Origin of the sequence: Rhodococcus sp. SMB37 (assembly GCF_004345605.1) — a bacterium.
In the GTDB taxonomy this organism is placed as follows: Bacteria; Actinomycetota; Actinomycetes; order Mycobacteriales; family Mycobacteriaceae; genus Rhodococcus.
Genome location: NZ_SLVY01000005.1, coordinates 128,940 through 148,077 on the forward strand (window position 1 = coordinate 128,940; position 19,138 = coordinate 148,077).

Sequence of the window (19,138 nt, forward strand, 5' to 3'; positions counted from 1 at the left end):
GTCGACGTCGGCGTTCCGGTTCGGGCATGCAGCCCCTACGGTGGAACAATGACCCGCACCCTGATCTTGCTGCGCCACGGGAAGTCCGCGTATCCGGACGACGTGGACGATCACGAGCGCCCCCTCTCCCCACGCGGCCGACGAGAAGCAGGTCTCGCCGGTCGATGGATACGAGCCAACCTGCCTGAAATCGATGCGGTGCTGTGCTCCGACGCGACACGCACGCGCAAGACCCTCGCCGAAGCGACGATCGACGCACCCGTCGACTACCGCGCGGCACTCTACGGAGCCACTCCCGAAGGCGTCATCGCGGAGATCGGCTCGGTGGATACGGATGTTCACACCCTGCTCGTGGTCGGGCACGAGCCGTCACTGTCCGAGACGGCATTGAGCCTGGCCACCGACCACAGCAGCGACATCGCCCACCAACTCTCCGAGAAGTTTCCGACCTCAGCGCTCGCGGTCCTCACCGTTCGAGGCAGTTGGGACGATCTCGAGCCGGGCCGGGCCGAACTGACCGACTTTCACATCCCACGCTGAGCGTCGCATCATCACAGCACGCTGAGCGGCACTCCCCTACGACATACCTCGGAAACCACAAAGGTCCCGCCCTGAAGAGAGAGGGCGGGACCTTTGTGACTACGGCAGCGAACTACCGGTAGTCGTTGGAGTAACCGTAGTCATCCAGAGGCACTGCAGCACCGGTGTTCTGGCCGAAGCCGTCCGGCGAGTAGTACTGGTCGTCGTACGCCGGGATGGCGTATGCGGCAGCACGAGCCTCCTCGGTCGGCTGAACCTGGATGTTCCGGTACTTGTTGATGCCGGTACCGGCCGGGATCAGCTTGCCGATGATCACGTTCTCCTTGAGACCGATCAGCTTGTCCGAGCGGCAGTTGATGGCCGCATCGGTCAGCACGCGGGTCGTCTCCTGGAACGATGCCGCCGACAGCCACGAGTCGGTGGCCAGCGACGCCTTCGTGATGCCCATGAGGACGGGGCGACCGGCAGCCGGCTCGCCACCTTCCTGGACCACACGACGGTTGGCAGCCTCGAACTCGCTGCGCTCGACGAGCGAACCGGGCAGGAACTCCGTCGCACCCGAATCGATGATCGTCACGCGACGCAGCATCTGACGCACGATGGTCTCGATGTGCTTGTCGTGAATCGACACGCCCTGGCTCCGGTAGACCTCCTGGACCTCGTGGACCAAGTGGATCTGAACCTGGCGGGGACCCATCACGCGCAGCACCTCGTGCGGATCGGCAGCACCTTCGAGGAGCTGCTGACCGACATCCACGTGGTCGCCGTCGCCGAGGACGCCCTCGGTGCCGTCGGCCTTGCGGATCACGTGCAGACGCTGACGCTTCGACAGCTTGTCGTAGACGACCTCTTCGCCACCGTCGTCGGGGATGATCGTGATCTTGTAGAAACGATCGTCGTCCTCGAGCCGGATGCGTCCGGAGACGTCGGCGATCGGAGCCTTGCCCTTCGGGACGCGGGCCTCGAACAGCTCCTGGACACGCGGCAGACCGCCGGTGATGTCCTCACCGACACCACCCTGGTGGAACGTACGCATCGTCAGCTGCGTACCGGGCTCACCGATCGACTGAGCGGCGACGATACCGACGGCCTCGCCGATGTCGACGAGCTTGCCCGTCGCCATCGATCGGCCGTAGCAGGTCGCGCAGACGCCAGTGCCGGTGTCGCAGGTGAGGACCGAGCGGACCTTGACCTTCTGGATACCGGCCTCGAGGAGAGCCTCGATCGCGGGATCGCCGAGGTCGGATCCGCGCTCGACGACGACGTTGCCGGCGGCGTCGATTGCGTCCGTCGCCAACGTGCGGGCGTACGTGCTCGTCTCGATGTGAGCATCGCGAACCAGTTTGCCGGTCTCGTTGCCCTGTGCGTCGCGCTCGGGCTCGGCGATGACCATCTCGATGCCACGCGGCGTACCACAGTCGACCTCGCGGACGATGACGTCCTGCGAGACGTCCACCAGACGACGGGTCAGGTAACCCGAGTCGGCGGTACGCAGAGCGGTATCGGCCAGACCCTTACGCGCACCGTGCGTGTTGATGAAGTACTCGGCGACGGTCAGGCCCTCACGGAACGAGGACTTGATCGGGCGAGGAATGAACTCGCCCTTCGGGTTCGTCACCAGGCCCTTCATACCCGCCAGCGAGCGGATCTGGGTCATGTTGCCCGCAGCGCCGGACTTCACGATCGTCGGGATCGGGTTGTCGTCCGGGTAGTGCGCCTCCATGACCTGGCCGACCTCTTCGGTCGCTTCCTGCCACAGCTTGACGAGCGAATCGCGACGCTCGTCCTCGGACAGCTTGCCTCGGTCGTACTGCCGCTGGATCGAGTCGGCCTGACCCTCGTAACGCTCGAGGATCTCCTTCTTCTCCGGCGGAACCAGAACGTCCGACATCGCGATGGTGACACCCGAACGCGTGGCCCAGTAGAAGCCCGCATCCTTGAGCTTGTCGACGGTCTGTGCGACGACGATCATCGGGTAGCGCTCGGCGAGATCGTTGATGATCCCGGCCTGACGCTTCTTCGGCATGATGTCGTTGACGAAGCCGTAGTTCACGGGCAGCAGCTCGTTGAACATCACGCGACCGAGGGTGGTCTCGGCGAGCCACTCCTCGCCGTAGCGCCAGCCTTCGGGGAACAGCTCGTTCTCGATCTCGCGCGGCGGACGCTGCTGGGACAGACGCACCCGGATGGGGGCCTGCACCGAGAGCACGCCACGGTCGACGGCCATGATCGCCTCGGACGGCGACGAGTACACACCCTGCTCCGGCTCGTCGGCCGAGGCATGCTTGTACGCACCCACGGCGTCCTCGACGAGGCGGGTCAAGTGGTACAGACCCGTCACCATGTCCAGACGCGGCATAGCGAGCGGACGGCCCGATGCCGGCGACAGAATGTTGTTCGACGACAGCATCAGGATGCGTGCCTCGGCCTGAGCCTCTGCCGACAGCGGCAGGTGCACGGCCATCTGGTCACCGTCGAAGTCGGCGTTGAAGGCCTCACACACGAGCGGGTGCAGCTGGATGGCCTTACCCTCGACGAGCTGCGGCTCGAACGCCTGGATGCCGAGACGGTGCAGCGTAGGTGCACGGTTCAGCAGCACCGGGTGCTCGCTGATGACCTCTTCGAGGACGTCCCACACCTGCGGGCGCTGACGCTCGACCATGCGCTTGGCCGACTTGATGTTCTGCGCGTGGTTCAGGTCCACAAGACGCTTCATCACGAACGGCTTGAACAGTTCGAGAGCCATGAGCTTCGGCAGACCGCACTGGTGCAGCTTGAGCTGCGGGCCGACGACGATGACCGAACGGCCCGAGTAGTCGACGCGCTTACCGAGCAGGTTCTGACGGAATCGACCCTGCTTGCCCTTGAGCAGATCGGACAGCGACTTGAGCGGGCGGTTGCCCGGACCCGTCACAGGCCGGCCGCGACGACCGTTGTCGAACAGCGCGTCGACGGATTCCTGGAGCATCCGCTTCTCGTTGTTGACGATGATCTCCGGAGCACCGAGGTCGATCAGCCGCTTGAGGCGGTTGTTCCGGTTGATGACACGGCGGTACAGGTCGTTGAGGTCGGAGGTCGCGAAGCGGCCACCGTCGAGCTGCACCATCGGGCGCAGTTCCGGCGGGATCACCGGAACAGCGTCGAGGACCATTCCCATCGGCGAGTTGCCGGACTGCGCGAACGCCGCCACGACCTTGAGACGCTTGAGCGCGCGGAGCTTCTTCTGCCCCTTGCCGCTGCGGATGATCTCGCGCAGCAGCTCGGCCTCGGCGTCGATGTCGAAGGTCTCGATGAGCTTCTGGATCGCCTCTGCACCCATCGCGCCGGTGAAGTACTCACCGTAACGATCCTGCAGCTCGCGGTAGATCAGCTCGTCGACGATCAGCTGCTTGGGGGCGAGCTTCGTGAAGGTCGTCCAGATCTCGTCGAGGCGATCGAGCTCACGCTGAGCGCGGTCGCGCAGCTGACGCATCTCGCGCTCGCCGCCGTCCTTGACCTTGCGGCGGACATCCGACTTCGCGCCTTCTGCCTCGAGCTCGGCCAGGTCGGCTTCGAGCTTCTGTGCGCGGGCCTCGAGGTCGGCGTCGCGCTGATCGGCGACACCCTTCTTCTCGACCTCCATCTCGGCCTCGAGCGTCGACAGCTCGTTGTGACGGAGCTCGTCGTCGACCGACGTGATGACGTACGCAGCGAAGTAGATGATCTTCTCGAGATCCTTCGGAGCGAGGTCGAGCAGGTAACCGAGACGGCTCGGCACGCCCTTGAAGTACCAGATGTGCGTGACGGGCGCGGCCAGTTCGATGTGGCCCATCCGCTCACGGCGCACCTTGGCGCGGGTCACCTCGACGCCGCAGCGCTCACAGATGATGCCCTTGAAGCGGACACGCTTGTACTTGCCGCAGTAGCACTCCCAGTCCCGCGTGGGGCCGAAGATCTTCTCGCAGAAGAGGCCGTCCTTCTCGGGCTTGAGCGTGCGGTAGTTGATGGTCTCCGGCTTCTTGACCTCGCCGTACGACCAATTACGGATGTCGGCCGCAGTGGCCAGACCGATCCGGAGTTCATCGAAGAAGTTGACGTCGAGCACGTAACTTCCTTTCCCCTGTGCGGGCTTTGTTGCTGCTAGTTGTCGCTATCGCTGCCGGGGCCCGATGCGGTACGCGCCCGGTGTACTCGGTGGCGTACCGCATCGGTTCGGCTCCTAGTTCGCGAGGTCGTCGACCGTGGCCGACTCGTTGCGGGAAAGGTTGATACCCAGATTGGCTGCTGCCCGCTCCAGGTCCTCGTCGTCGCTGTCGGCCATCGCGATGGCAGCGCCGTCGCTGGACAGCACCTCCACGTTGAGGCAGAGGGACTGGAGTTCCTTCAGGAGCACCTTGAACGACTCCGGGATGCCGGGCTCGGGGATGTTCTCGCCCTTGACGATCGCCTCGTACACCTTCACGCGACCCACGACGTCGTCGGACTTGATGGTGAGCAGCTCCTGCAGCGTGTATGCGGCACCGTAGGCCTGCATGGCCCAGCACTCCATCTCACCGAAGCGCTGACCACCGAACTGGGCCTTACCACCGAGAGGCTGCTGCGTGATCATCGAGTACGGACCCGTCGAACGCGCGTGGATCTTGTCGTCGACCAAGTGGTGCAGCTTGATGATGTACATGTAGCCGACCGCCACCGGGTACGGGAACGGCTCGCCCGAACGACCGTCGAACAGCGTCGCCTTGCCGTCGGGGCCGACCATGACCTCGCCGTCGCGGTTCGGCAGCGTCGACGACAGCAGACCCGTGAGCTCCTCTTCGCGAGCACCGTCGAACACCGGCGTTGCGATGTTCGAGTCGGACTCGGCAGCGAGCATCTCCTCGGGCAGGTTCTGTGCCCAGTCGGGCCGGGACCCGTCGTCGGCGATCTGCACGTTCCAGCCGGCCTTGCCGATCCAGCCGAGGTGAGTCTCGAGGATCTGGCCGATGTTCATACGACGCGGAACACCGTGCGTGTTCAGGATGATGTCGATGGGCGTGCCGTCGGGCAGGAACGGCATGTCCTCCTGCGGGAGGATCTTGCCGATGACGCCCTTGTTGCCGTGGCGGCCGGCGAGCTTGTCGCCGTCCTGGATCTTGCGCTTCTGCGCCACGTACACGCGGACGAGCTCGTTGACGCCCGGAGGCAGATCGTCGTCGTCCTCGCGGGAGAACACGCGGACTCCGATGACCTTGCCGGTCTCGCCGTGAGGAACCTTGAGCGACGTGTCGCGGACCTCGCGGGCCTTCTCACCGAAGATCGCCCGAAGGAGTCGCTCCTCCGGGGTGAGCTCGGTCTCGCCCTTGGGCGTGACCTTGCCGACCAGGATGTCGCCGTCGCGGACCTCGGCACCGATACGAACGATGCCTCGCTCGTCGAGGTCTGCGAGGACCTCGTCGGAGACGTTCGGGATATCGCGAGTGATCTCCTCGGCACCGAGCTTGGTGTCGCGGGCATCGATCTCGTGCTCCTCGATGTGGATCGAGGTCAGGACGTCCTCTTCCACGAGGCGCTGCGACAGGATGATCGCGTCCTCGTAGTTGTGGCCTTCCCACGGCATGATCGCGAGGAGCAAGTTCTTGCCCAGCGCCATCTCACCGTTCTCGGTGCACGGGCCGTCGGCCAGAACCTGGCCGGCCTCGACACGCTGACCTTCGTCGATGATCGGGCGCTGGTTGGAGCAGGTGCCCTGGTTCGACCGGTCGAACTTGCGCAGACGGTAGGTGCGGCGGGTGCCGTCGTCGGCCATCACCGTGATGAAGTCGGCCGACACCTCCTCGACCACACCGGGCTTCTCGGTGACGATGACGTCGCCTGCGTCCACTGCAGCACGCAGCTCCATGCCGGTACCGACGACCGGAGCCTCGCTGCGGATCAGCGGCACAGCCTGACGCTGCATGTTCGCGCCCATGAGGGCACGGTTGGCGTCGTCATGCTCGAGGAACGGAATCATGGCCGTCGCGACGGACACCATCTGGCGCGGCGAGACGTCCATGTACTCGACGGCGTCGGCGCCGACGTACTCGATCTCCGCACCCTTCTTACGGACGAGCACGCGATCCTCGGCGAACGTGTTGTCCGCTGCGATCGGCGAGTTCGCCTGCGCAATGAGGAAGCGGTCTTCTTCGTCTGCCGTGAGGTAGTCGACCTGGTCGGTGACGACACCGTCGACGACCCGGCGGTACGGGGTCTCGATGAAACCGAACGGGTTGACCCGTGCGTACACCGACAGTGAACCGATCAGGCCGATGTTCGGGCCTTCAGGGGTCTCGATCGGGCACATGCGGCCGTAGTGCGACGGGTGAACGTCGCGGACCTCGAGGCCGGCGCGCTCACGCGACAGGCCGCCGGGGCCGAGTGCCGACAGGCGACGCTTGTGCGTCAGACCCGACAGCGGGTTGTTCTGGTCCATGAACTGCGACAGCTGCGAAGTTCCGAAGAACTCCTTGATCGCGGCCACGACCGGACGGATGTTGATCAGGGTCTGCGGCGTGATCGCCTCGACGTCCTGGGTCGTCATGCGCTCACGAACGACGCGCTCCATGCGGGACAGGCCCACGCGGATCTGGTTCTGGATGAGCTCACCGACGGTGCGCAGGCGACGGTTGCCGAAGTGGTCGATGTCGTCGACCTCGACCGGAACCTCGACGCCGTCCGGAGCGGTCATCCAATTCTCGCCCGCGTGCAGACGTACGAGGTATTCGATGGTCGCGACGATGTCTTCCTCTGTGAGGGTCGACGCTTCGATCGGCTGGCCGGTGTTCAGACCCAGCTTCTTGTTGATCTTGTAACGGCCCACGCGCGCCAAGTCGTAGCGCTTGTCCTTGAAGAAGAGGTTCTCGAGGAGCGTCTGTGCGCTCTCCTTCGTCGGCGGCTCGCCCGGACGAAGCTTGCGGTAGATATCGAGGAGCGCCTCGTCGGTCCCGGCGGTGTTGTCCTTCTCGAGCGTGGACATCATGATCTCGGAGAAGCCGAAGCGCTCCACGATCTGCTCGGTGGACCAGCCGAGCGCCTTGAGCAGCACCGTGACGGGCTGACGGCGCTTGCGGTCGATGCGCACACCGACGGTGTCGCGCTTGTCGACGTCGAACTCGAGCCATGCACCGCGACCGGGGATGACCTTGACGCTGTGCAGGTCCTTCTCGGTGCTCTTGTCGACGGACTTGTCGAAGTACACACCGGGCGAACGCACGAGCTGCGACACGACGACGCGCTCGGTGCCGTTGATGATGAAGGTGCCCTTGCCGGTCATCATCGGGAAGTCACCCATGAAGACCGTCTGGCTCTTGATCTCGCCGGTGTTGTTGTTGATGAACTCGGCCGTGACGAACAGCGGAGCCGCATACGTCATGTCCTTGTCCTTGCACTCCTCGACGGAGGCCTTGACCTCGTCGAAGCGCGGGTCGGAGAAGGAGAGGGACATCGAGCCCGAGAAGTCCTCGATCGGCGAAAGCTCGGCGAGGATCTCTTCGAGACCACCGGCGACGCTGCCGTCACCGCGATCAGCAGCCTTCGCGCGCCAGCGCTCCGACCCGATCAACCATTCGAAGGAATCTGTCTGTAGATCGAGGAGCCCGGGAACTTCGAGTGGTTCGCGAATTTTCGCGAACGAAACCCTCTTCGGGGCTCCGGGGATTCCGGCAACTGCCTTGGTCTGGCTAGAGACTGCCAAGATGCGTCCTTCCAGCACCTCACGCGGGTCGCTCCAACCGGTGCGACCGCCGCTGTACCTGCTTCTTCATGTGGGGCGTTTCGGCTGGTCGCAACCCGAACTGAAACCCCACCGAAGAATCCGATGAAGTCGCTCTCGACGAACGATTCACGGGCTCACAGGTCGAGGTGTGGACAGGAGGCAGCCAGCGCAAAGAACCAACTTACACCGAACACACGAAAATGTCCACAGGGGTGCCTCAAAGAAACCTTGAGGCGACGTCACGGAGTCGGTATCGCACAGGCGTACCGATAGAGTGACGTCTCCCGTCGTTCTCGTCAAGAGTCACCGGTCCCCGGTGTCACACCCGCAACGCGACCACCGGCCTGGCACGACGGGCCTACTGATCACGGATCTCCGAGACCAGCCAGCGGCCATCCGCCTTCTCCATTCGCACCAGCAACGGCGCTGCCGCACTTCCCTGCGCCACTCCGTCACCGGTCGCGCTGACGTTGATGTACGCAGCGACCTCGGCGTGGGACTCATCGATCATCCGTGCACCGATATGCGCCACATTCACTTCCGTCACGGTGCGGGTCTGTACCGCGGCATCCTTGGTGACCTGCGCGGTCGAGTCGAATTCCGCGCGGCGTTCGTCTGTGAGCAGTTCGCGGATTTCGGCGAAATCCTCGTCGATCGTCTCGAAGTTGTACCCGTGCATCGCCTCGATCGCGTGCGCGGCAGCTTCGGTCACCGCAGCGGTCGTTCCCTGGTCGACCCACGCGATATTGCTGTCCGATGCTCCGGGTCGAAAGGCCGCCACCACCGCGAGCGCACCCAGCACCACGGCGACCGCTGCCACCGCGAGTACCGGCATCCAACTCGATCCCGATCGTTTCTCGTCAACGGCCGTCTCATCCGGCCCGGCGGCCGCATGCGGTTCGGCCTCCTTACTCAGCGGGACCGGCGTATGGGGCTCGGTCTTCTCGTCCGGCTCCACCCTCTCGTCGGACTCCGCCCTCTCGTCCGACTCGGCCTTCTCCTCGACGCCGCCCGACCGGCCGGAGCCGACCGCACTGCCTGAGCCCTCGGGGGCAGGGCCGGACGAGTCGGCCTCGTCGACCTGGTCGACTGAGTCGGATTCACTACTGGGAGAAACCGGGCTCGGTGTGACCGGACCGGCGTTCGACTCGGTCCGACGGGACGCGCCGGCGATCTTCGGTCGACGGCGCGGCGGCCCGGAGTTGCGGCGCTGCGGTGGCACTAGACGTTCTCCTTCGTCGGCTCGCTACTACTGCTGTTCGAGCCGTCACTGCTGGTCGACAAGTTGTTGCAGGTCACGGTGTCGCGGCACCCTCTGGTACAGATTCTGCGGGCGCAGGTTCGGCCGGCGCAGGTTCGGCCGGCACAGGTTCAGCAGGCGCAGCACCTTCCGGCGCTGGCTGTGCACCCGGGGCCGGGCCCTCCTCCATCCCGACCGACCCGAGCGGCTCGATCGTCACCGCTTTCCAGACGTCGCCGTCCTTCGCCATCGAGGCGTTCACCGAGACCTTGTTGACGGTGAAGTACTCGGGTGTGGTCGTGCGCACCGCGAGCACGACGAGCGCCTTCGCCTGATCGTCGTCGGTGTTCAGTTCGGTCAACGACCCGAAGAGCACCTCCGCCGACATGCTCGTGCCGGTCGCGGCGACCTGGTCGCGGATCTGCTGCTCGGTCGCAGCGAGATCGTTGCGCAACGCGTCACCGGTGATCGACGAGCGCATATTGTCGAGCGAGGCATCGACATTCTGTGCATCGACACTGTTGAGGTTGATCGCCGCCTGGAACGCTCCCGCCAGCGCAGCATCGCGCGTGTCGGCCACCGAACGATCGACGATCAGTGCCTTCGCCCATCCGAATCCGAACCACGCGACAGCCACGAAGGCGACCACCGCCAATGCGCTCACGATCGACAGGGCGACGGTTCTTGCTCTCACTCCAATAACCTACTCACTGCTCACTTCGGGGTGACTCCGAGAAGCGGCGCCAACTGCGTCGCCACCGGATTCAGATTGAGCTTGTCGGGGTCCTTCTTCGGTGTGAAATCCCACGGCTGGATGGTCGCAGGATCGGCGAACACGATCCGGTTCGCGCTGCGCACGCCGGTCACGCTTCCCTGCGGTGCCTCACACGAAGCCTCCGTGTTGAACGGGAAGTCCTGCGCGTGATCATCGAAGTTCGGGTTCTCCGCGCGCATCTGCTCGATGATCTCGTGGGTTCCCTCGTATCCGAGCGTGCACGACGGCGGGTTGTTCGTCTCCAGCACGATGCCCTGCCTCACCGTACCGTCGCCCGGCGCCACCGTTCCGGCGCTGGCTGCCACGGCCGGAAGGAACGCCAGCAGCGGTTGCAGTGCAATCGCCTGAGGTGCGAGGGTCTCGCCGAGCGCGGCGAGGTTGGTCAGGTTTGCAGTCAGTCCCGGACCCGAATCTGCGACCAGCCGGTTCAGCTCATCGCTCGCGGACGTTCCGGTCTCGATGAGCCGGCGGATGTCGGGGTCGCTGTCGCGCAGTTGCGCGGTGATGAGGTCGAGATCGGAGCTGAATTGCATGATTGCGGACGACTGCTCGGACTGGGTGTCGAGCACGGTCCGGCTGTCACGGATCAACGTGACGGTCTGCGGTAGGAATTCGACACCCGAGTCGCTGAGCTGCGCGAGCGAATCGACGAGAACCTGCAGTTCGTCGCCGCGGCCGTCGAAAGCGGCGCCGAGTTCGGTGACCACCGTGTGCAGCGCATCCGTCGGAACCGACCGTGTCAGTTCGTTCGTGCTCACCAGCAGGTCTTCGACGGGCACCGGAAGGTCGTCGACCGTAGATTCGATGACCGAACCGTCCACGAGATACGGACCTTCATCGGTGTCCGGCCGCAAATCGACGTACTGCTCGCCGATCGCCGAGCGATTCGCGACCACGGCCCGAGCCGACGCAGGAATCTTCGGCGCGCCGTCATCGAGTTTCAATTCGACGTCGATGCCCTCGCTGGTCAGCGAGAGGGTGCCCACCCGACCGACCGGGACGCCCCGATAAGTGACTTCCGCATTCTTGAATACACCACCCGAACTGGGGAATCGGGCGTTGACGGTGTATTGGCCGAAGCCCATGAGATTGTCCAGCCGGACGTAGCGGGCGCCGACGTACACCACGCCGAGCAGCGCGATGACGACGAATGCCACGAGCTGAATCCTCACCAGTCGCGATCTCATCGGTCACCCCCGATTCCGAGCTGATCCATCAGGCCCTCCAGCGGATTGGGCGGCGGGGGCGGTGCGGGCGCACGCTGTGAGCCGGCCTCACCGAGGCCGGGAATTTCGATCCCTTCCGGCAGCACGACACCTTCGGGAAGAGTCAGGAGGTCGGGGAACGTCGGAGCGGGAAGTAGCGGCAGCAACGACACCGTCGGCCACCCCACGTGCGGTCCGTTTCCGTCGTAGTACGGGTTGGACGGGTCGATGACAGGCTTCGGATTCCCGAACTTCGGCTGCCGATACACGGGCTCTCCCTGGCCCACGCCGAGCGAGGCGAGGGCGTCGCCGATCTGCAGGTCGACGATGAGGAACAGGTTCATGGATCCGCCCACGATGATGTCCTCGACGCTGTCCGGGAACGGCACCGTCGGGACGAACGCCAAGGACTGCACGAGATCATCTCCCGACGCAGCGAGCGCCTGAAGAGTCGGACGCAGCGCAAGCAGGTCGGCGATGAGATCGTCCTTGGACTGATCGAGAATGTCCGTGCCGGCCGTTCCCAGCCGATCGAGCTGCACCAGGAGTTGCGTGAGCTCCGGTCGCTGTTGCTCGAGGACCTCTGTCGCCACGGGTAGGTCGTCGAGGATCGCGGCGACCTGATCGTTCTGAGCTGCGACCCGTTCGGACAGCGCGTCGAGTCCATCGATCGCGCGGGTGATGTCGTCTCGCTGCTGATCGAGTCCGGTGATGAGGGATTCGGCCTCCTCGATGAGGCTGCGCGTCGTGCCCTCACGACCGTCGAATGCCGTCGACAACTCTTCGATCACCGGGGCGAGCTGACCGACACCGCCGCCGTTGAGCAGCAACGACAGGGCTCCGAGCACCGGTTCGATCTCCGTCGCGTGCCGTGTCCGTTCGAGGGGAATGGTGGCGCCATCCACGAGTTCGCCCGCCGCAGGCTCGTCCGACGGCGGCGCGAGCTGCACGAACTTCTCGCCCAGCAGACTGCTCTGCTCGACGACGGCGAACGTGTTGGCGGGCAGGTCCGCCGCCGAGTTGAGGACGATCTCGACATCAGCGGTCCATCCCTCCCCCGCCACGTTGATCGACTGGACGCGACCCATCGGCACGCCGTCGACCTTGACGGTCGACTGCGGCACCAAATCGAGGACGTCGTCGAATTCGATGCTGACGTGGATCGGATCGTCGCCGAGATCGGCGCCGCCGGGCAGCGGAACATCGTAGATGCCACCGCAACCCGAGATCGTCACCGCGACGACACATGCCCCCACACCGACGAGCGTCGAACGCGGCAGGTTCCTCCGGCCATGGGCCACCGTGCGCCTCACTGGCCGCCCCCCTCTCCGCTCACGTCCAGCCGCGGCGACACGACCCCCGGCACCGTGCCCGGGACGACCTGCCGCTGGATGTTCTCACCGCTCATGATCCCGAACGGCAGGATGAGGTCCGGCGACCTCGTGTCCTCGGTGATCTGCCCCATGATGTCGCCGCAGCGGTCGATCACGGGCTGCATCTGCCGTCCCAGCGCTTCGAATTCGGGGTCGCCGGGCATCAGCTTGCCCACGTCGATCAGCTTGCAGAGGACCGCGGCGGGATCCTCCAGCTCAGGCAGAACCAGGCGCGACGACAGCGAACCCGATTCCGCGTCGTACGAGTTGACGAGGTTACTCACCGCGAGCGGCAGCAGAGTCAAAGAATCCACGAGGGACTGACGATTGTTCGCCAGGTTCTCCGTGACAGGAACCAAGGCGTCGACGTTGTCCTTGACCGCGTCCTGGTTGTCGCGCACGAACGTCGTGACGTCCCCGAGGGTCATGGAAAGCTGCTGGAGCGCCTCACCGAGGTTCTGGCGTTCCCCTGCGAGGAAGCCCGACAGGTCGGCGAGCTGAGTGTTGAACTGCCGTACCTGCTGGTCGTTGGCCGCGAGCGCACTCACGAAGACCTGCAGGTTCTCGATGGTCCCGAAGAGATCACCGCGCGATTCGTTGAGTGTGCGAGCGGCAGCGGACAACTCGTCGATGCTCTGCCCGAGAGCCGCACCGTTGCCTTCGAGGTTCTCGGCTCCGACCTCCACGAAATCGGTCAGCGCACCGTTGGCGTTCGCGCCCTCCGGCCCGAGTGCGCGGGCCAGTTCGTCGATGCTCGCATACAGTTCGTCGACCTCGACGGGAGTGGCCGTGCGCTCGAGATCGATGACGGCGCCGTTGCTCATCTTCTCGCCACCGGAGTAGGCGGGGGTGAGCTGAACGTAACGGTCGGCGACCACGGAAGGCGTGATCTGCACTGCCCTGGCGTCTGCCGGGATGTCCACCCCGCGATTGACGCGCATGTCGACCTTGACGAGCTCTCCCTGAGGTTCGACCGAGGTGACGCTGCCGACCTCGACACCGAGAACCCGGACGTCGGATCCTTCGTAGATACCGACGGCCTTGTCGAAATAGGCAGTGACCGTTGTCGTTCCAGCACGTGTGAACACCCACCACAACGCACCGACGACCACGAGCGCCGCAGCCACTGCGAGAGCAATGAGCGCAATGCGCCTTCGACCGCCCTGTTTCGGGGAATCGGCGTTTTCTGCGTGTGCCATCAGTTCCCCTCTCCCAGGGTGCGACCCGGCTCGCGGTATCCCGGAATCTCGGGCAGACCCGGCGGCGTCAGATTCACGACCACCTGGTCGAACCAGCGCCCGTTGCCGACGACGTTGGCATACAGACGCACGAACGGCTCATACAGCTTCATCGCCCTGTCGAGGTTGTCGTTGTTGTCCTGCAGGATCTGCACGACGCCCCGCAGGTTCTCGAGGGCAGGACCGATCTGTTCCTGGTTCTCGACCACCAGCGCCGAGAGCTCCGTCGAGAGCCTCTTCGTCCCGTCGAGCAGCTGCGAGATGGCCTGCTGACGGTTGTTGAGCTCGGTGATCAGCAGTGCTCCGTCGCTGAGCAGACGATTGAACTCGGTGTTCCGGTCGGCAAGGATCTGCGACACGTTGCCCGTTGCTTCGAGGAGCCGCTTGAGTTCCTTGTCGCGGCTCGCGATCGTCTCCGACAACCTACTCACGCCGTCGAGTGACGCGCGGATGTCGTCGGGGGTCTCGGAGAATGCGCTAGCCAGGGTCTCGAAACTCGTTGCGAGCTGGTCGGAGTCGATGTCACCGAGCGTCGTGGCCGCGGACGAGAACGCCTCGATCACGTCGTACGGCGAGACCGTGCGGTCCAGCGGAATCCGGTCGTCCGGGTCGAGGACCTCGGCGCCACTCGGGTTCAGCGCGAGGTACTTCTGTCCCAAGATCGTCTTGATCTGGATCGAGGCCGACGTGTTGTCGCCGACCCACGCATCCTGAACCCGGAAGGACACGACGACGCGATCACCTTCGAGTTCGACGGCGCTGACGGTGCCGACCTTGACGCCGGCGATGCGGACCTCGTTGGTGGGCTTGAGCCCTGCAGCCTCACTGAACTCGGCCTTATACGTCGCCCCGGCACCGATGATCGGCAGCGAATCGAGAAAGAATGCGGACAGTGTCGCCAGCAGAATCACGACGATGCCCAGGGCACCGGCGGCTGCCGGACTGCGGCGTTTACTCATCGTCCCTGCAACTCCTGCATCCCGTCCTGCGTGCATCGCTGCGCCGCATTCGTATAGATGGGCTGGTTCACGGTGGGTAGCCCTGTGGGGAGGTTCAGGTAGGGCACCGAACCGGGCCCGGCGATGATGTCGATACCGCACAGGTAGAACTGGAACCACGACCCGTAGCTGGCGACACGGCCGAGCTTCTCGAGCTTGACGGGCAGGTTGGCGAGCACATCGTTCACCTCACCGCTGTTCGCGTTGAGATTGCCGGTCAGCTCGTCCAGCGCGGTGATCGACTGGGTGACCGACGAGCGAGTCGGCTCCAACACGTCCGCCACCGCATCGGTCAGGCCCGCGAGGGACTGCACCGACGAACCCACCGTGTCGCGATCCGCAGCGAGACCACTGACGAGTGCCTGGGTGTTCACCAGAAGCGAGTCCAGTTGTTCGTCGCGCTCGTCGATCGTGGTGAGGACGGTGTTCAGGTTGTCGATGACGGCACCGATCACCGCGTCCTTGTCGGCGATCGTGTTCGTCAGGCTTGCAGTGCTGCGCACGAGATCGTCGATCGTGCCCGTTTCACCTTGGAAAACCTGAATGATCTGGAACGACAGCTTGTTGACGTCGTCGGCGCTGAGCGTCTGGAACAGTGGGCGGAACCCGTCGAACAGCGTTGTGAGGTTGACAGCCGGCCTCGTCCGTTCGATGGGGATGGTCTCCCCTTCAGTCATGCGCAGGCCCTGGTCTCCCTCGCCCTGCCCCAGCGCGATGTAGCGCTGACCGACCAGATTGCGGAAGCGCAGGGCTGCGGTCGATGTCGCAGGAAGCCAGTCGCGCTGATCGAGTGAGAACGTCACGCGGGCCTCGCGTTCGTTGACGATCGCGATGTCGTCGACCTGTCCGACCTTGACACCGGCGATACGCACGTCGTCGCCCTCGTTGAGTGAGGTCACGTCGGAGAACACGGCATGGAACTTCGTTCCTCCTCGTCCTCCGACGCTCGCGATCGTGGCAGCGAGGACACCGGTCGCGAGGATGGTGACCACGGCGAACACGATCAGTTTGATCAGTGGTGAAGCGAGACCTCTCACTGAAAGCTCACCTCCGTGCCACGAAGTGCGGGGGCACCCAGCCGTGTCGTCCACGCCGGGACGTCCTGCGGTGCAATTCCGGTGGCCTGGCCGTAGATCACGTCGAGGGTGTCCTGCTCGGCACGCGAGCCTTCGTACGAGACCGGGGTCGCGGAGTCGGACCCGGAGAGTCCGATGATGGTGCCCACGTCGTCGGGCACGCCCGAGCCTTCAGGAGCAGGGAACATCGGGATCGATTCGGGGCCCCGGTTACGGGAGGGCACCTGGTAGGAACCATCGTTGATCGAACCACCGGGGTACTGCGGGAAATGCCGGCCCGGCTCGGTCACCTGGTCGTAGCAGGCGGGACCGCGGGTGTCGAGCAGACGCGGTTCGTCCTGATTCGGCAGGTATCGCCCCTTGGGATTGGTGAACTGGATGTTCGCGCGCGCGGCGGGGAACGGGTCGTCTGCGGCGAGCAGTTCCACCGCGGCGGGCTTGGCTTCGGCGAAACCCCGGAACGTGCACTGGAACGACGGCGAGTACCGAGCGAGCAACTGCAACGCTTCCTTGGAATCCGCGGCGATGCTGATCAGGGAGTTCGCGTTGGTCTGCAGGAAATCTGCGGTCGACGCGGAGGCGCTGGTCGCGCTGGCCAGCAAGGTCCGGATCTGGTTCTGCTCCTCGACGATGGTCGTGCCGGTGGTCCGGAGGTTGTCGAGTGCGTTGATGAGATCCGGAGCTGCCTCGGAGTAGGTCTGAGTGAAATCGGCGAGTCCGCGCAGGTCTTCCTGCAGCGTCGGTAGTTCCACGTTGACCTCTCGGAAGATCCGCTCGAGGTTGTCGACGGTCCGGCCGAGCGTCTCGCCTCGACCGCTGAGACCCTGGGCAAGCGCACCGAGGGTGTTCGCGAGGTCCTGCGGTGGAATCGCCTGCAGCAGTGGGAGCAGACCGTCGAGCACCTCGCCGAGCTCGGTGGTCTTCTCGCTGGTGTCCTGCACGAGAACGTCACCTGCCTGCAGCGAACGGCCGGGATCGTCGGGGATGATCAGCGACACGTACCGCTCACCGAAGAGCGTCTTCGGCAGGAGCTGACCCGTTGCGTTGGCCGGGATGAGATCGGCCTGGTTCGGGTCGATCGCGAGGTGCGCGGAAACCTGGTCGCCCGAGACGCTCGTCGACCGCACCTCCCCCACGATCACACCGCGCACCTTGACGTCGGCGTTCTTGGGCAGTGCGTTGCCGACGCTGTCGGTGAGCAGTTCGACCTCGACGACCTTCGTGAAGGCCTTGTTGTAGATCGCGATGGTGCCACCGACGAACAGTGCGAGAACAAGGAAGAAGACCAGACCGAGCACGCGCCGCCGCAGAGTCGATGTGTCGCTCATCCGGCCACCCTCACCGTCGTGCTCGTGCCCCAGATCGCAAGACTCAGGAAGAAGTCGAGCACCGCGATGGTGACGATCGCAGTCCGGACCGCGCGCCCGACGGCCACACCGACGCCCGCGGGTCCGCCGCTCGCGTGGAATCCGTAGTAGCAATGGATGAGGATCAGCACGAACGCGAATACCAGCACTTTCGCGAACGAATAGAGCACGTCCTCCGGTGGGAGGAACAAGTTGAAATAGTGGTCGTACGATCCCGGCGACTGCCCGTTGAACAGGGTGCTGATCACCCGTGTCATGAGATACGCGGCGAGCAGGCCGACGATGTAGAGGGGAATGACCGCGACGAAGCCCGCGATCATGCGGGTGGTCACGAGGAACGGCATCGAAGGGACGGCCATCACCTCGAGGGCATCGATCTCCTCGCTGATCCGCATCGCACCGAGCTGGGCCGTGAAACCACAGCCGACGGTCGCCGACAATGCGAGGGCCGCGACGATCGGTGCGAGCTCACGCGTGTTGACGTAGGCCGACAGGAAGCCGGTGAGCACCGACGATCCGAGCTGTTCGAGAGCCGCGTACCCCTGCAGACCCACGACGACGCCGGTGAACCCGGACATCATCGCGATGACGCCGATGGTGCCGCCGATCACGGCCAGGGCGCCACTGCCGAAGGTGACCTCGGCGAGGAGCCGAAGCACTTCCTTGCGGTAGTGCGTGATCGTGCGCGGAATCCACCCGACCGCCCGCGCGTAGAACGACATCTGCTCGCCGGCGCGGTCGAGCATGTTCAGTGGTGCACGCAGCACTCTCCGGCCACGGATCAGAACGAGATCCCCGCGACCCTTGGCGATTGTCATCGGTTCAGGACCCCTTCGCCGGAACGACCTGCAGATACACCATCGTCAGGATCAGATTTGCAAAGAACAGCAACAGGAACGTGATGACGACGGTCTGGTTCACCGCTTCACCGACGCCCTTCGGCCCGGGCCCCGGGTTCAGTCCCTTGTACGACGCCACAACGCCGGCGATGACGCCGAAGACGGCGGCTTTGAGCTCCGCCACGTAGAGGTCGGGAAGCTGCGCGAGGGCGGAGAAGGACGCGAGGTACGCGCCAGGGGTTCCGTCCTGGAGGATGACGTTGAAGAAGTACCCGCCCGCGATACCTACGACCGAGACCAGTCCGTTCAGAAGCAGGGCGACCAGCACCATCGCGAGCACACGCGGCACCACCAGGCGCTGGATCGGGTCGATGCCCAGCACCTTCATCGCGTCGATCTCCTCGCGGATGGTGCGAGATCCGAGATCGGCCGTGACCGCCGAACCTGCCGCACCCGCGATCAGCAACGCGGTCACGATCGGACTGCCCTGCTGGATCACTGCGAGCACACTCGCTGCACCGGTGAACGATTCCGCGCCGAGCTGCTTGATCAACGACCCGGTCTGCAGCGACACGACAGCACCGAACGGGATCGCCACCAGCGCGGTGGGGAGGATCGTGACACTGGCGATGAACCAGGCCTGTTCGATGAATTCCCTGAACTGGAAGGGACGTCGGAAGGTGTTGCGGACGACGTCGACGAACAGCTCGAAGATGTTTCCGGCTTGGGTGAGCGCGCCGTGCACGGGGCGCACGAGCGAGGTACTTCCCCCCATCTAT

13 protein-coding genes are annotated in these 19,138 nt (G+C 64.7%); 1 reads left to right on the plus strand and 12 read right to left on the minus strand.

What is annotated here, in order from left to right; all coding sequences use genetic code 11:
• Window positions 1–48: 48 nt before the first annotated feature.
• Window positions 49–540, plus strand: coding sequence for a histidine phosphatase family protein (locus EV641_RS10075; RefSeq protein WP_132471721.1), 492 nt, complete (start codon window positions 49–51; stop codon window positions 538–540).
• Window positions 541–652: 112 nt separating this feature from the next.
• Here the strand turns inward: EV641_RS10075 and EV641_RS10080 are convergent, their stop codons facing one another.
• The 12 genes from EV641_RS10080 to EV641_RS10135 all read right to left on the minus strand — a co-directional run bounded on the left by EV641_RS10080 (window position 653) and on the right by EV641_RS10135 (window position 19,134).
• Complete coding sequence (locus EV641_RS10080; RefSeq protein ID WP_132471722.1) at window positions 653–4,624, minus strand: DNA-directed RNA polymerase subunit beta'; 3,972 nt, start codon at window positions 4,622–4,624, stop codon at window positions 653–655.
• Between the two features lie 114 nt (window positions 4,625–4,738).
• Window positions 4,739–8,245 carry a DNA-directed RNA polymerase subunit beta gene (gene rpoB, locus EV641_RS10085; RefSeq protein ID WP_132471723.1) on the minus strand — a complete coding sequence of 1,169 codons (3,507 nt, stop codon included), beginning with the start codon at window positions 8,243–8,245 and terminating at the stop codon, window positions 4,739–4,741.
• Between the two features lie 361 nt (window positions 8,246–8,606).
• Entirely contained in the window at window positions 8,607–9,470 is an 864-nt protein-coding gene (locus EV641_RS10090; protein WP_132471724.1) for a hypothetical protein, read from the minus strand.
• Window positions 9,471–9,543: 73 nt separating this feature from the next.
• Window positions 9,544–10,155 (minus strand): hypothetical protein, encoded by a 612-nt coding sequence (locus EV641_RS10095; RefSeq protein ID WP_054713902.1) that lies wholly within the window; start codon window positions 10,153–10,155, stop codon window positions 9,544–9,546.
• Between the two features lie 47 nt (window positions 10,156–10,202).
• Window positions 10,203–11,450 (minus strand): MlaD family protein, encoded by a 1,248-nt coding sequence (locus EV641_RS10100; RefSeq protein ID WP_132471725.1) that lies wholly within the window; start codon window positions 11,448–11,450, stop codon window positions 10,203–10,205.
• Entirely contained in the window at window positions 11,447–12,748 is a 1,302-nt protein-coding gene (locus EV641_RS10105; RefSeq protein ID WP_132471855.1) for an MCE family protein, read from the minus strand. The genes EV641_RS10100 and EV641_RS10105 overlap by 4 nt, the downstream gene beginning before the upstream one ends.
• A gap of 29 nt (window positions 12,749–12,777) precedes the next feature.
• On the minus strand, window positions 12,778–14,040 hold the full coding sequence (locus EV641_RS10110; RefSeq protein WP_132471726.1) for an MCE family protein: 1,263 nt from the start codon (window positions 14,038–14,040) through the stop codon (window positions 12,778–12,780).
• Entirely contained in the window at window positions 14,040–15,038 is a 999-nt protein-coding gene (locus tag EV641_RS10115) for an MCE family protein (RefSeq protein WP_132471727.1), read from the minus strand. Before EV641_RS10115 ends, EV641_RS10110 begins: the two co-directional genes overlap by 1 nt.
• Window positions 15,035–16,114, minus strand: coding sequence for an MCE family protein (locus EV641_RS10120; RefSeq protein WP_132471728.1), 1,080 nt, complete (start codon window positions 16,112–16,114; stop codon window positions 15,035–15,037). The genes EV641_RS10115 and EV641_RS10120 overlap by 4 nt, the downstream gene beginning before the upstream one ends.
• On the minus strand, window positions 16,111–17,481 hold the full coding sequence (locus EV641_RS10125) for an MCE family protein (RefSeq protein ID WP_132471729.1): 1,371 nt from the start codon (window positions 17,479–17,481) through the stop codon (window positions 16,111–16,113). The genes EV641_RS10120 and EV641_RS10125 overlap by 4 nt, the downstream gene beginning before the upstream one ends.
• Window positions 17,478–18,338 (minus strand): ABC transporter permease, encoded by an 861-nt coding sequence (locus tag EV641_RS10130; protein ID WP_054713320.1) that lies wholly within the window; start codon window positions 18,336–18,338, stop codon window positions 17,478–17,480. Before EV641_RS10130 ends, EV641_RS10125 begins: the two co-directional genes overlap by 4 nt.
• Window positions 18,339–18,342: 4 nt before the next feature.
• Window positions 18,343–19,134: an ABC transporter permease gene (locus EV641_RS10135; protein ID WP_132471730.1), complete on the minus strand. Its 792-nt coding sequence runs from the start codon at window positions 19,132–19,134 to the stop codon at window positions 18,343–18,345.
• Between the last annotated feature and the right edge of the window lie 4 nt (window positions 19,135–19,138).